Below are 14294 nucleotides of genomic sequence, written 5' to 3'. Positions count from 1 at the left end.
CTTGAATGTGAACTTCGATTTTTTTTGTGGTTAGAATGCGCGGTCAAAAAGAATGGTAGATGGCTTGATTTCAGGACTGGATGATTCAGTTTACTTTGTTAATAAGTATTTCCATGAAGCATGTATGTTGCCTGAAGGAAAGAAAAGCGTATACTTGCAACTAAAGAGAGGTGTTCAATATGGTCAGTCAACCGGTAGCACCGGTCGAACGATTGAAAAAAAGACAATTTATCGGTCCGGCCTTTGTTGCCGCCGTCGCGTACCTCGACCCGGGGAACTTTGCGACGAACATGACGGCCGGCGCCCAGTACGGATTTTTATTACTTTGGATCATCGTCGCAGCAAATTTGATGGCGGTCGTCATCCAAACGTTGTCAGCAAAACTTGGACTCGTCAGTAATATGAGCTTGGCGGAAGTCATCCGGGACGAGCTATCACCCATCGCCCGACTGCTTTACTGGGCACAGGCAGAACTCGTCGCCATGGCGACGGATCTCGCGGAATTCGTTGGTGCCGCACTCGGATTTCATTTGTTATTTAATATTGATATGAAAATCGCTGCGATTTTAACGGCGATTGCCTCGTTCGTCATTCTCGGCTTTGAACGGAAGGGCTTACGGCATTTCGAAGCCGTCATCGCTGGACTGGTCCTCGTGATTGCCGTTGCATTCGCGATCCAAGTCGTTCAAGTCGAGCCGAACGTGCGGGACATGGCAGGGGGCTTGATTCCCGGATTCGAGGGAACACCGAGTATCGTCCTTGCTGCCGGGATGTTAGGAGCGACGGTCATGCCGCACGCGATTTATTTGCACTCGGATTTGACGAAACGCCGGATGGGGAAAATTGCGGATAAACGAGGATTGATGAAAATTCAGACACTTGATATTTGGGCAGCGATGTTGATCGCAGGGGCGGTCAATGGGGCGATGCTCGTCATCGCGGCGACAGTCTTCTTCGGAACCGATCAGAAAGCAGCGACACTTGAAAGTATTTTCTCAGGACTCGGGACATCGCTCGGTGGAACAGCACCGTACTTGTTCGGAGTCGCCTTACTTGTCTCCGGTCTCGCATCGTCAAGTGTCGGGACGATGTCTGGTGATGCGATCATGCGTGGGTTCTTAAAAATTGAGATTCCGATTTTCCTGCGTCGAAGCATCACGATGGCACCGGCCATTGTATTGTTGTTATCGGGCTTTGATCCGACACGGGCCTTGATTTTGAGTCAGGTCGCCTTATCGTTCGGGATTCCGTTCGCGTTGATTCCATTGATTCGAGCAACGTCGAGTGGACGAATCATGGGTGACTTCAAGAACGGGGTGAAGATGAAGCTCCTTGCCTGGAGTATCGTGACGATTGTCATTATCTTCAATGTTTATTTACTAGTTGATCTTTTAGTTTGAATATTCTGTTATTTTGTTTTGTAAAACAGTCGCATGGGTAATGAATTACTAGAAGCTTTCCGCCCGAAAGCTTTGCTACCCCTATAAGGACGATGGTGCGGACCTCCCCCCGATGCACCATCGTCTTTTTTGTCTGACTAAAAAGTGCTATGATTAGAAATAGTGTAAAATATACTGCAAAAGTTCCGGAGGTGGAATGACATGGCAAATATTAATGAAGAGCAAGTCCGCCACGTGGCGCATTTGGCACGCCTTGCCGTGACAGATGAAGAAGTACAACAATTTACGGTTCAGCTCGAAAAAATTCTCGGTTTTGCTGAGCAATTGAATGAACTTGATACGACAGGAGTCGAACCAACGACACATGTCCTTGATTTAAAGAACGTCTTACGAAAAGACGAAGTACGCCCATCGCTTCCGCGCACGGAAGTAGAACGACTCGCACCTGATTGGGAAGCCGGACAAGTCCGCGTCCCAGCAGTGTTCGAATAAGGAGGAGACCACAGAAATGTCACTTTTTGAGCATGGTGTCAAAAAACTGCATATACTCGTCAAGGATGGCGAAGTGAAAGTATCGGATCTCGTTCAAGAATCGTTTGATCAAATCGACCGTGTTGACGGGAACGTCGGTGCCTTTTTATCCTTGAACGAAGACGCATTCGAACAAGCAAAACGGATGGATGAGCTCGCAAAACATGAAGCAAACCCACTGTTCGGCTTACCGATCGGTGTAAAAGATAATATCGTCACAAAAGGGATGACGACGACATGCGGCTCGAAATTCCTCGAGAACTTCGTCCCTGCGCACGACGCGACTGTCGTCGAACGCTTACATGAAGCAGGTGCCATCACAATCGGTAAACTGAACATGGATGAATTCGCGATGGGGTCTTCCAATGAGAACTCAGCATACAAACCGGTCCGTAACCCGTGGAACACAAAACACGTTCCAGGTGGATCTTCAGGTGGCTCAGCAGCAGCTGTTGCGGCAGGAGAAGTCTTGTTCAGTCTCGGTTCTGATACAGGGGGTTCGATTCGTCAACCGGCTGCCTATTGTGGTGTCGTCGGTTTAAAACCGACGTACGGTCTCGTTTCACGTTTCGGTCTCGTCGCATTCGCGTCATCGCTCGACCAAATCGGACCATTGACACGGACTGTCGAAGACAACGCCTATTTGCTTAGCGCGATCGCAGGGCATTGTGACATGGATTCGACGTCAGCGAACGTCGACCGGATTGATTATACAAAAGCGTTGACAGGTGATATCAAAGGCTTGAAAATCGCCGTTCCAAAAGAATACTTCGGCGAAGGTGTCAGTGAATCTGTGAAAGACAACATTCGTGCAGCCATCAAAAAACTCGAGTCACTCGGAGCGACGGTCGACGAAGTATCTCTTCCGAACTCGAAGTACGCGCTTGCGACGTATTACTTACTCGCTTCATCGGAAGCATCATCAAACTTAGCCCGCTTCGACGGCATCCGTTACGGTGTCCGTGCTGAAGCAGATGCACTCGAAGATGTCTTCAAGTATTCACGTGCCCAAGGATTCGGCGACGAAGTAAAACGCCGCATCATGCTTGGAACGTATGCGTTAAGTTCAGGTTATTACGACGCGTATTATAAAAAAGCGCAACAAGCACGGACATTGATTAAAAAAGATTTTGATGATGTCCTCGCAAACTATGATGTCATCATCGGACCGACGGCACCTACACCAGCATTCGAACTCGGTGCTCAAAACGATGATCCTGTCACGATGTATGCGAATGATATCTTGACGATTCCAATCAACTTAGCGGGTGTTCCTGCGATTTCGGTCCCAGCAGGTCTTGTCGACGGATTACCAGTCGGTCTACAAATCATCGGAAAACACTTTGACGAGGCGACGATCTATCGTGCGGCGCATGCTTTCGAGCTTGCGACGGGCGGATTCGCGCTTCCGAAGTTATAAGGAGAGTGCGTTATGAACTTTGAAACGGTTATCGGCATCGAGGTCCACGCCGAACTAAATACAAATACAAAAATGTTTTGTGGCTGTGCCCGTGAGTACGGTGCGGAAACAAATACGAAGACCTGTCCGATTTGTCTCGGACACCCTGGTGTACTTCCGATGGTCAACGAAAAAGCAGTCGAACTCGCGGTCCGTGCGGCAATGGCGCTTAACTGTCACGTTGCAGACCAAACAAAATTTGACCGGAAGAACTACTTCTATCCAGATACGCCGAAAGCCTACCAAATCTCACAATTTGATCAGCCGATCGGGTTTGACGGATTCATCGACGCGGAAGTCGATGGCGAAACAAAACGCTTCCGGATTGAACGGGTCCACTTAGAAGAAGATGCCGGGAAGATGAACCATACCGGTGCTAATCATTCGGTCGTCGACTTTAACCGGACGGGCGCACCTTTGATTGAAATCGTCAGTGAAGCCGACATGCGTTCACCAAAAGAAGCGGTCGCCTACCTCGAACGTTTGAAAGAAGTCCTGCAATACGCAGGCGTCTCGGACGTGAAGATGGAAGAGGGGTCACTACGTTGCGACTGTAACATCTCGGTCCGTCCATACGGACAAGAGAAGTTCGGAACAAAAACCGAACTGAAGAACCTCAACTCGTTCGGTAACGTCTTAAAAGGACTCGAATTCGAAGAAGACCGTCACCGGAAACTCTTGTTAGCGGGTGGCGTCATGCGTCAAGAAACACTTCGGTTTGACGAAGCGAAAAAACAGACCGTCTTGATGCGTGTGAAAGAAGGCGCGTCCGATTACCGGTACTTCCCGGAACCGGATCTCGTCAAGCTCGTCCTCGACGAAGACTGGAAAGAAGCGATTCGTGCCGCGATTCCGGAACTTCCGGATGCACGTCGTGTCCGCTATCAAGAAACGCTCGGTTTATCCGCGTATGACGCGAAACAATTAACCGTCACACGCGAGATGGCTGAGTACTTCGAAGCGACGATTGCTGCCGGTGCAGAACCGAAAGCGGCAGCGAACTGGACAGTCGGTGAAGTACAAGGACACTTGAACAAGTCGAGTGAAACGTTCGAAACAATCAAACTGACACCGGCACGTCTCGCCGAGATGATCGAATTGATTGCCGGCGGAACGATTTCTTCGAAAATCGCGAAACAAGTTTTCGCGGCGACGATCGAACAGGGTGTCGAACCGCGTCAGTATGTCGAAGAACAAGGACTCGCTCAAATTTCTGACGAGGGTCTCTTACGAGGACTGATCGTCGAGATGTTCGAAGCAAATCCGGCTGTCGTCGAAGAACTCGTGGGTGGACGAGACCGGAAAAAAGGTTTCGTCATCGGTCAAATCATGAAGAAAACGAAAGGGATGGCGAATCCGGCCCTCCTCGATCAACTCTTCCATGAAGAACTCGAAAAATTAAAATAATCCTTTAAATCGTAGTAGATGTCCCCATTTTTCGTCTCGTAATCAGGCGGAAAACGGGAACATCTTTTTTTTCGGCTTTGTAATGTAGCAAAACTTCATGTAAAATAAAACAGTTATGTATCAAATGGACCGGTTGATTAAAAAGGAGAAAAACTTATGAGACCTAGAGCGCGAGTGATTTATAACCCGACTTCCGGGAAAGAGATGGTAAAGCGAAATCTGCCGTATATCTTAGACCGGCTTGAAGCAGCGGGTTATGAGACTTCCGTCTATTCGACGAAAGCGGTCGGTGACGCAACACATGAAGCAGCACGGGCCTGTGAAGCTGAATTTGACCTCGTCGTGGCTGCGGGTGGAGATGGAACGTTAAACGAAGTCATCAGTGGCATGGCTGCCTATAAGGTTCGCCCTAAACTGGGTGTCTTGCCTGTCGGGACGACGAATGATTTTGGACGAGCGATGCGGATTCCGTTGACGATTGAAGGCGCGATGGATGTCATCTGCACCGGCTATACGATGCCTGTCGACATTGGGAAGATTGAAGGAACGACGGGTGTTCATTATTTCATCAACATCGCAGGTGGCGGCATCATGACGGAGTTGTCTTACGAGGTTCCGTCAAAACTCAAAACGGCACTCGGACAACTCGCTTATTACGTCAAAGGGATGGAGAAGTTACCACAAATCCGTCCGACGTATGTCGAACTCGAACATGAAAAAGGGACGTTCAAAGGCGAAGTCATGTTGTTTTTGACTTCGAATACGAACTCCGTTGGTGGCTTTGAGAAGCTATCTCCGAATGCGTCACTCAATGATGGACGGTTTGATTTATTCATCTTAAAAAAATGTAATCTTGTCGAACTGATTCGCGTCATGCGTCTCGCCTTAAAAGGGGATCACTTCTCGGATCCTTGTGTCGAGCATGTCACGACTTCATTCGTCCGGATGAAAAATACTTCTGAGATGAGCTTGAACATCGACGGTGAGTTCGGTGGCACCTGTGAAGGGGAGATGACGAATTTACAGTCGCATTTCGATGTCATGACACCGAAGTTCCGGATCGATGAGATGGAACTGATTAATACACAATTACAAGAAACAGAAACAAACCTCGCGTAAGGCGCGGGGTTTTCTAGGAGGAACCCAATTATGATCCCAGTACAAAAAAATGACGAGCACGTCGTCGATATCGTCGATTTGACGCACGACGGTTCAGGTGTCGCACGAATCGATGGTTATACGGTCTTCATTCCAGGAGCTTTACCGACGGAACAAGTCAAAATCAGAATCACGAAAACAACGAAATCATATGGTTTCGGACGAATTATCCGTCAAAAGACGAAGAGTGTTGACCGTGTCGAGCCGCCATGTCCTGTCTACAACCAATGTGGGGGCTGCCAACTGCAACACTTATCATATGATGCAGAACTCGTCTTCAAGCACAACCGTGTCCGTGATGCCTTTGCCCGCCTCGCAGGACTCGAAATTCCGGTCCATGAAACAATCGGGATGGAAGATCCATGGGGCTACCGCAATAAAGCACAAGTCCCGGTCGCTTTCCAGTCGAACAAGTTGATGGCCGGTTTTTACCAAAAACGGAGCCACCGCATCATCGATATGGATTACTGCTTGATTCAAAACAAGGAAAATGATGAAGCAATCCAAGCGGTCCGTAAAGTCCTCGCTGACTTAAAAGTCCCAGCGTACGATGAAAAGAAACAAACGGGTGTCATCCGTCACATCATGGCACGTCACGGGTACCATACGAATGAATTGATGATCGTCCTCGTGACGAAGGTCAAACAATTGCGTGGTATCGATAAAATCGTCGCCGGCATCTTAAAAGCCGTCCCGAACGTGACATCGATTCAACACAACATCAACCCAGAGGATACGAACGTCATCTTAGGGAAAAAGAACATCGTCCTGCACGGACCAGCTGTCATCCGCGATCAAATCGCCGGATTGACGTATGAAATCTCGCCACATTCATTCTTCCAAGTCAATCCGTTGCAAACGGAAAAACTATACGGTAAAGCACTGGAGTATGCACAATTGACAGGTGAAGAAATCGTCGTCGACGCGTATTGCGGTATCGGCTCGATTTCATTATCACTTGCGCAACAAGCGAAACATGTCTACGGGATTGAAATGGTTCCTCAAGCAATCGACGACGCACGTCGTAACGCCGCTGCGAATGGCATCGACAACGTATCATTCGAGTACGGAACGGCTGAATCCGTCATGCCGGCACTCGTCAAAGCTGGAATCAAACCAGACGTCATCGTCGTTGACCCACCACGTAAAGGCTGTGACGAAGAATTCCTGCGTGCTGCGGCTGAAGTGGCACCAAAACGTATCGTCTATGTCTCATGTAACGCGTCGACTCAAGCACGTGACGCGAAGTTGCTTGCTGAACTCGGTTACAAGCTGATGGAAGTCACACCAGTCGATATGTTCCCGCATACGACACACGTCGAGAGTGTAGCGCTTTTCGTTCGAGAATCAAATTAAATTGAAGCACTAACTGGTCAAGTGTTCTAGTTAGTGCTTTTTTGAATGTTCTTATGAATCTTACTTTACTAAAAAGCACTTTGATTAGGCTGACAGCCTAATCTAGCCTAATCTTTATTGGATTCGCTCTTCCTTTTCATCCTTACTCGCTGATTAAGACCCTGTCCGTAGGTATATTGTTTCTCAATTGGCTGGTCGAATCGATAAAGCTCATTTGATCAGTACCATATCATCCATGTATTAATGAGTTGTTTTTGATACCATATTTCTCCATAATTTCTTTCGTCGTCTCCTAGATAAATTCTTATGTACAGCGTGAATCTTGAATTCTCGCTTGTATTGGATGGTACGATTCGATATCGAGGCTACGTGGGGATTTGCTTCAAGTTATCTAATTTGATCTAGATTAAAGGTACGTCTGTTCTTGAATAGATACAGTATATCGGTATCTTTAAACACAAAAAACCCCAAATGGGGTCTTTTATCAAGTGTCCACCATTTAGGGTTCAGTTCAACTTAGCCTGAGTAAGTGTTTGGCGTTATGTTATTTAAATTCATTCAATTGGTTCGATCGGTATGGTCGTAGTTGAACCAAATAGTTTAGACACGACTTGTTCACTAGCAGTTCCATCATCTAGGCTACAGAAACGGTTAAAGAACTGTTCATACTTTTCATCATATATTACGGATTGAGAGTCAATGTTTTCGATATAGTCAATTACTTGATTGGTTTCTTTTAAGAGTGGTCCAGGGACCACAGCTTCGAAATCAAAGTAAAATCCACGAAGTGTTGAAGCATATTTTTCTAAGTCATACGTAAAGAAAATCATCGGGCGTCTCAAATGTGCGAAGTCAAAGAAAACAGATGAATAATCAGTGATTAATAAATCGCTGATAAGATAAAGTTCTGCTATATCTCCGTATGAAGAAACATCGTAAGCAAAATCTTCAAAACCACTAATGTCCATGTTTTGAGCAATTAAATAGTGCATTCGAAGTAAGATCACATAATCTTCACCAAGACGTTCTTGCATTCGTTTTAAATCTAGTTGTAAATCAAAGCGATATTGACCTCGAGCGATGAATTCATCGTCTCGCCAAGTTGGTGCGTATAAAATAACTTTTTTTTGCATTGGGAGTTCGAGTCTAGTTTTTAATTCGCTGATAATCCCATCTTTATTCTGAGAATAGAGAATATCGTTTCGAGGATATCCAGTTTCGAGCATAGTATTTTGGAACCCAAATGCATTGCCGAATATCTCGGTAGAGTAAGGGTTAGGTGAAATAAGATAGTTCCACTCTTGAGCTTGATTATAGAAGTTTCTTTTATACTGAATTGCATTGGTACCTGCCATATGAACTTCCTCCATGTCAAGCCCTAATCGTTTGAGAGGGGTTCCATGCCAAGTTTGCAAATAGATAATTTCTGGACGCTTCTTTAGACTATTCGGTTGTCGTGTATTAAAAATCCAATATTTCGCTCGAGCCATATAGTGATAATACATAAAGCTATTTTTTAAAACCCAGTTCGGACAGGACTCTTTTACCTCATCAGAAGGTTCTTGAGAGAAAATCCAGACATAATCTAAAGTGGGGTATTTTTCTTTCATATATAAATATAGTGCTTTAGGGTTGTCCGAGTAACTTCTGCCGAGAAAACTTTCAAACAAGACTAGGTTTTCTTTTATAGGCATATTTTGGGATAATCGATACAGTAAAAGACCATGTTTAATTTTCTTTCGCTTGATAGAGCTAAGTGATTTTTTTATTTTAATCCCAGCGATGTAAAGTTTAAACATTGAGTAAGATCCTGTCGACCATGCTTTTAGATATTTACTTTTAGTTGAGATTCTTTTTAAGTCATAGGCGATATGGCGAAAAACTTCTTTTTGAGTGGTTTTAGAATCACTTTTTTGCAGTAAGCTTCTTCCACGTTTAGAAATGAAGCGTTTATACCATGTGTTGAGAAACTCTTGAACGTCATTTTCCTTTGTTTCAGCTGTTAGTATTCCAAAAATTCGTGAAGCATCAGTCAATGTCGAAATGTCTCGTAACTGGAATAAAGACTGTCCTTCTAATGGTGTACTTCGTGAGTTTCGACCATAAACAACGTAATTAACAGATGTATAATTCGTTAACTGTGAGATAATCGTATGTGCAACGATTGTATCTGCGAACCATTTCGTGTTAATTGAAGGTAAACTTGAAAGTAAGGTTTTTTTTATCATCCATCCATGGATACTTGTTAGATGTCTTGAATTGAATTTTGTTCTATTATAGAAAAAATATCGATCGTCATCGATTGGCATCAACCATTTCTTTTTATAATGAGAAGGTGATACACGACCAACTATGACTGCAGCACTTGTTTTTTCATAAGCTTTAATAAATGTATAAAGTGCACGAGGCGATAGTACGTCATCACTGTCTAAAAAAATAATGTAATCGCCTGTCGCATGCTCAATTCCTATGTTTCGAGCAGTGTAAACACCTTTGTGCGGCTGTTCGATAATTTTAATTTGAGGAAAAATCGTCTGAATTTCGTCCTTATAACTACTTGGACCATCGAATACGACTAAAATCTCAATTGGCACCGAGACACGTTGTTCAATGATTGATTGAATCGCTACTTTAGCTTGAGATTCAGTTTGATGAATTGGAATAATGATACTAATTGAATTCATGTAAACGCTCCCTCTTCTTTTAAAAAACATGTGTTTCAGATGTAAACACTTATGTGCTATAGAATATCATAAAATAATGTTCGTTGTGAAATATATTATCAGAAATAATGCCGTTGTCGATAATGGGTGGGTGTCTCACCAGTCGTCTGTTTAAACGCTTGACTGAAGTGACTTTGGCTCGAAAAATGCAGTTTGTTTGATATCGTCAGCAACGAATCATCAGATGAACGGAGCAAGCGTTTCGCCTCCCGGATTCGCTCCCGGATGACATACCGGGCAAGCGGTAGACCAGTTTCGTCCTTGAACAGGACGGATAGGTAATTGGAGGAGACATGAATCGCATGACTGATTGAAGAGACGGACAACGGATCGTAAAGATGCTGTTGAATGTAACGGATGGCAGCTAAGACGTGTGGCGAGTGTCGTAACTCTTGGATTTGCTTGACGGCTTCTGCAAAACTGACAGTAATCCGGACGTGGCGATTACGAAGTTCGGAGATGCTGTTTGCTGCTTCAATCGAATCAATCATCCGGTCGCTGAGTGAGAAGGCTTCGTCCGGTTCGAGTCCACCGATAATGGCAGCACGTGCGCTGAGCAGGACCGTTCCAAGTAGGAGATTCTTTTCTGCCCGAAGTGGTTGATGGCGTGCGAGCGAGCCGAATTCACCATAGGCAGGTAAGGAATAAGTCGTCGCCAATCGTTCACTTTGACCGGAGGAAATCCAATCGATGATTTGCTGTTCGCGTTGCCAAGCTTTGCGGTAGGCTGTCGTTCCTGTATGGGCAGGTACGTCTGCGACGAGCGGGATTTCTTCTTCGACGATTTCAGACTCCGTCCGGATTGCGCGGGACGGGAGCTGTCGTCCGTTCAATAGCCGATAGACAAGGTGAGCGCAATCGATTAATCGATTTTCAGTCGTCCGAGGTAACGATTTATAAAATTGATGATAGGACTCATCCTGAATATGCGCGCGAAATAAGGCGGATTGTAACAGGACGGGGCCAATTCGGTATTGCCCTTGATCTGCGACGGCAATGAATAAATACGCCGTTCCATCTTTTAGCGTGTAGAGGAGTGGGACCGCTTCAGCAGTCGGCCACTCGGCTTCAAGCGTCAATTGATCGGGGTGGACAGGCGCGGTTGGTCGTACATGAAGTGAATTGTTTTCGTGTGATTGGTACGATACAAAAAAACCGGTCGTCCCATAAATACTTTCAGCAATCTGGATTAAATCGTCTGTTTGTAGCGGCTTCATGGGTCTACTCCTCTCGGTAGAAATCATTAAGTCTAGTCTAAGGGGTGTACAAGAAATTGTATAGGGAGGAACGAAAAGAAGGAACCTGCGTGTGGCAGGTTCCTTGTTTAAATAGGGCTTATCAACGATTGTCTGATTCCTGCTGATTAGTCGAACCATCGATCACTTCTTCAGCATCGAGTTCAAACAAGTCGCTGTCGCTTGTTTGTTCCAACTCGGTCACGGCTGCTTCGTCCGCAACTTCATCAGACGCATCGACATGAGGCAGTTCGTCAGCTTCGGTGCTTTCTTCAAGTGGCAGTGTATCGTCCAATTGGAAGTCGAACGTCAATTGATGGAGTTCACTTGCGATATGAGCCAAGTGTGTCGCTGCCGTCGTGACGGCTTCGATTGTCGCGTTCGTTTCCTGGATACTCGCGGCACTCGTTTCGATACCGGCTGCGTTCTCTTCTGTTAACGCGAGAATCGTTCCCATCGCGTCAGACACTTCTTCTGTCGCAGTTGTCAGAGCACTGATATCACCGGTTAGCGATTCAGTCCGTTGTGAGACATGATGGACGGAACCGGCGATCTGTTCGAAGTCGACGCCTGTCGTTTTGACGGACTCAAGGGAAATTTTCAAGTCATCCATGACATGGTTCATCGCACTCATCGCGGTGTGCGTCTCTTTTTGAATATTATCGAGGAGCTGTTTAATTTGTTTTGCAGAATGATCGCTTTCCTCTGCAAGCTTCCGGACTTCACTTGCGACGACGGCAAAACCTCGACCTTGTTCACCGACACGCGCCGCTTCGATGGCGGCATTCAAAGCCAGGAGATTCGTCTGGCTTGAAATTGCTTGAAGCGTCCCGAGAATCTTTCCAATTTCGCCTGAACGTTTACCGAGGAATTCGGACGTGTTCTGAATTTCCTGTTCGAGTGAATCGGAGTGTTGTAGTAAGTCGGTAATCGTTTGTTTCGTCAGTGAGCTACCGCGCGTTGCGGCATCGGCGACGGATGCGACTTCAGACAACGTCGTAGCGGCCGCTTGTTGCATCGCGACGGAGCGTTCCTTGACACCGTAAACGGCATGCGAAGAGCGTTCCGCCTGTTTCGTTTGCGTTTCACCGGCGGCTGCAATTTCTTCCATCGTTTGACCGATTTGTTGTGACGCATTTTGGACGTGGGTCGCATTTGCTGATAAGTCCTGTGACGCATCACGAACGGTGCCAGCTGATTGTGTCATGGCCGTAATCGTTTGACGCAACTTTTGACGCATCGCATCGAAATTCTCATTGAGGTCAGAAAGTTCATCGCGAATAAAGCGTTTTGGACGTTTTGTCGTCCGTAAATCACCGCTTGCGATCGCGAGGGCTTCCGTCCGAAGTGTCGAGAGGGGACGGTTGATTGAGCGGCCAATTAACCAGGCAATCAATGTCGCTAGCGCAATCGCGACGATAAAGTTGATGAGCGACTGTTCGAGCATGGCATCTTTAGGAGCATACAGAGATGCATAATCCAGTACGACCGCTAGCTTGAAGCCTGTTTTAGAAGAGAGTTGCCAGATGACGACTGATTTTTTCCCCGCAACATCCATGATGGCGGAACCGGATTCTTGATCAATCATCTGTTTCGGTGCACTGAAATAAGACTTTCCTTCTTCACGGAGTTGGTCGAGACTTTTAAAGAAGTAATTTTTATTCGGGTGCGTGACGACTTTTCCGTCTTTTGTATAGCTGAATACGAAACCTTCCTGTCCGATCTCGATTCGCTTCATGTCTTCTGAGAGGCGGTTGATGCTTTTATAGACAGACAAGACACCCTTGATGTTTGCTTGATCATCGAGTGTCGCTTTTGAGAAACTGATGATGGATAGTTTCGTCGCTTCGTCATAATACGGTTCGCTCATGGCGACCGTACTTGAATTTTCAAGCGCTTGTTTATACCAAAGGTCGCTTCGTGGATCATAGCCGGCAGGGACGTCTTGCTTCGGCCAGTTCAAGTAGCCGCCTGACGTATCAGCGTATTGGAGAAAAGAATTTTCGATTTTCGATGAACCGTATTTTTCGAGGACGCTGTAAATGTCTTTTGCTTTTTGAGACGGTTCGTCCGTCAGATCAGGAAGATCTTTTGGATCAGTATAGTTCGGCAGTGAGCCACTCGCCCGCGTGAACGGGAGTCCGGCGAGTAAAGACGTATCTTTTTTTGTATCGTCGATGATCCGCGAGAAGGATTGCTCGAGTTGCTTTAATGCCGTTTGCGACGTTGAATCGACAAGATTTTCAACAGTTTGGCTTGTCTGGTTGTATGAGAACCAGGTTGAGACACCTAACGTAAGCGCAGGTAATAGAATGAGACCGATGAAAAGACGGCGTGTGATGGGAAGGCGCATATGTAATTCTCCTATCTAAATAATCTATAAAATCTGTCTATTCTGATTATCGGACGGGTAAACTTAAATATGAAGGAATTATGGTGAGATTTTCATGATTTGAGAAATGAATCGAACGGAAGTTCATGATAAAATAGGGTAGATGTCACAGAGTGACTAGGGAGGAACTTAGAAATGAATATTGCTTTTTTCTTATTGCCAAAAGATGAAGTGAAATACTTAGATCCTGAGTCGACGGTCAGGCAAGCACTTGAAAAGATGAAGCATCATCGGTTCACGTCAGTGCCGCTCGTTGACGATAAAGGAAAATATGCAGGAACTCTCACGGAAGGTGATGTGCTTTGGGCACTTGAAAAAAATCTGGAGCATGCGGATTATGATCATGTACTTCAAACACGTCTGACAGACATTAAACAACGTGTTCGTTATAAACCCGTTTCGATCACAGCACAAATGGAAGAAATGATTGAGGTCATCACTGATCAAAACTTCGTGCCCGTCATTGATGACGGCAAACACTTCATTGGAATCATTCGTCGACGCGACATCATCGACTATTTCGCTAAAAAGGTAGAGCGAGAGAATGTCCAATATTGAAGAATGGATCAAAAACGCTTTTGTCCCGAAAATTGAACTGAGCCCTAGAGTTTGGACAGTTTAATAAAAGCACCC

General features: G+C 45.8%; 10 protein-coding genes. 7 read left to right on the top strand and 3 right to left on the bottom strand.

Annotated features, from left to right (window positions below; translation table 11 throughout):
- The first annotated feature begins 179 nt into the window (after nucleotides 1–179).
- The 6 genes from AC0VYQ_RS12870 (at nucleotide 180) to rlmD (ending at nucleotide 7311) form a co-directional block, all read left to right on the top strand.
- The gene (locus AC0VYQ_RS12870; RefSeq protein WP_475403720.1) at nucleotides 180–1400 is read left to right on the top strand and encodes an Nramp family divalent metal transporter; all 1221 of its coding nucleotides are present in this window, start codon (nucleotides 180–182) and stop codon (nucleotides 1398–1400) included.
- Between the two features lie 201 nt (nucleotides 1401–1601).
- Nucleotides 1602–1892: an Asp-tRNA(Asn)/Glu-tRNA(Gln) amidotransferase subunit GatC gene (gene gatC / locus AC0VYQ_RS12865; protein WP_088837833.1), complete on the top strand. Its 291-nt coding sequence runs from the start codon at nucleotides 1602–1604 to the stop codon at nucleotides 1890–1892.
- Nucleotides 1893–1908: 16 nt separating this feature from the next.
- The gene (gatA, locus tag AC0VYQ_RS12860; protein WP_475403719.1) at nucleotides 1909–3351 is read left to right on the top strand and encodes an Asp-tRNA(Asn)/Glu-tRNA(Gln) amidotransferase subunit GatA; all 1443 of its coding nucleotides are present in this window, start codon (nucleotides 1909–1911) and stop codon (nucleotides 3349–3351) included.
- A 12-nt stretch (nucleotides 3352–3363) separates the two neighbouring features.
- Nucleotides 3364–4797: an Asp-tRNA(Asn)/Glu-tRNA(Gln) amidotransferase subunit GatB gene (gatB, locus tag AC0VYQ_RS12855; protein ID WP_088837831.1), complete on the top strand. Its 1434-nt coding sequence runs from the start codon at nucleotides 3364–3366 to the stop codon at nucleotides 4795–4797.
- Between the two features lie 156 nt (nucleotides 4798–4953).
- Nucleotides 4954–5916 carry a diacylglycerol kinase gene (locus tag AC0VYQ_RS12850; protein WP_029331519.1) on the top strand — a complete coding sequence of 321 codons (963 nt, stop codon included), beginning with the start codon at nucleotides 4954–4956 and terminating at the stop codon, nucleotides 5914–5916.
- A gap of 30 nt (nucleotides 5917–5946) precedes the next feature.
- A complete protein-coding gene (gene rlmD / locus AC0VYQ_RS12845; protein ID WP_475403718.1) occupies nucleotides 5947–7311 on the top strand; it encodes a 23S rRNA (uracil(1939)-C(5))-methyltransferase RlmD in 1365 nt (454 codons plus the stop codon).
- Between the two features lie 554 nt (nucleotides 7312–7865).
- Here the strand turns inward: rlmD and AC0VYQ_RS12840 are convergent.
- The 3 genes from AC0VYQ_RS12840 to AC0VYQ_RS12830 all read right to left on the bottom strand — a co-directional run bounded on the left by AC0VYQ_RS12840 (nucleotide 7866) and on the right by AC0VYQ_RS12830 (nucleotide 13622).
- Nucleotides 7866–9995, bottom strand: coding sequence for a CDP-glycerol glycerophosphotransferase family protein (locus tag AC0VYQ_RS12840; RefSeq protein WP_475403717.1), 2130 nt, complete (start codon nucleotides 9993–9995; stop codon nucleotides 7866–7868).
- 98 nt (nucleotides 9996–10093) lie between these two features.
- Nucleotides 10094–11251 carry a helix-turn-helix domain-containing protein gene (locus AC0VYQ_RS12835; RefSeq protein ID WP_475403716.1) on the bottom strand — a complete coding sequence of 386 codons (1158 nt, stop codon included), beginning with the start codon at nucleotides 11249–11251 and terminating at the stop codon, nucleotides 10094–10096.
- Between the two features lie 121 nt (nucleotides 11252–11372).
- Nucleotides 11373–13622: a methyl-accepting chemotaxis protein gene (locus AC0VYQ_RS12830; protein WP_475403715.1), complete on the bottom strand. Its 2250-nt coding sequence runs from the start codon at nucleotides 13620–13622 to the stop codon at nucleotides 11373–11375.
- A 174-nt stretch (nucleotides 13623–13796) separates the two neighbouring features.
- On the opposite strand from AC0VYQ_RS12830, the gene AC0VYQ_RS12825 reads away from it, so the two are divergent.
- Nucleotides 13797–14219, top strand: a complete 423-nt coding sequence (locus AC0VYQ_RS12825) for a CBS domain-containing protein (RefSeq protein ID WP_029331512.1) — start codon at nucleotides 13797–13799, stop codon at nucleotides 14217–14219.
- Nucleotides 14220–14294 lie beyond the last annotated feature (75 nt).

The organism is Exiguobacterium sp. QJM3NY_9 (genome assembly GCF_056173545.1).
Note: the sequence above shows the minus strand (reverse complement) of the source record. Positions and strands in the feature narration are given on the sequence as shown.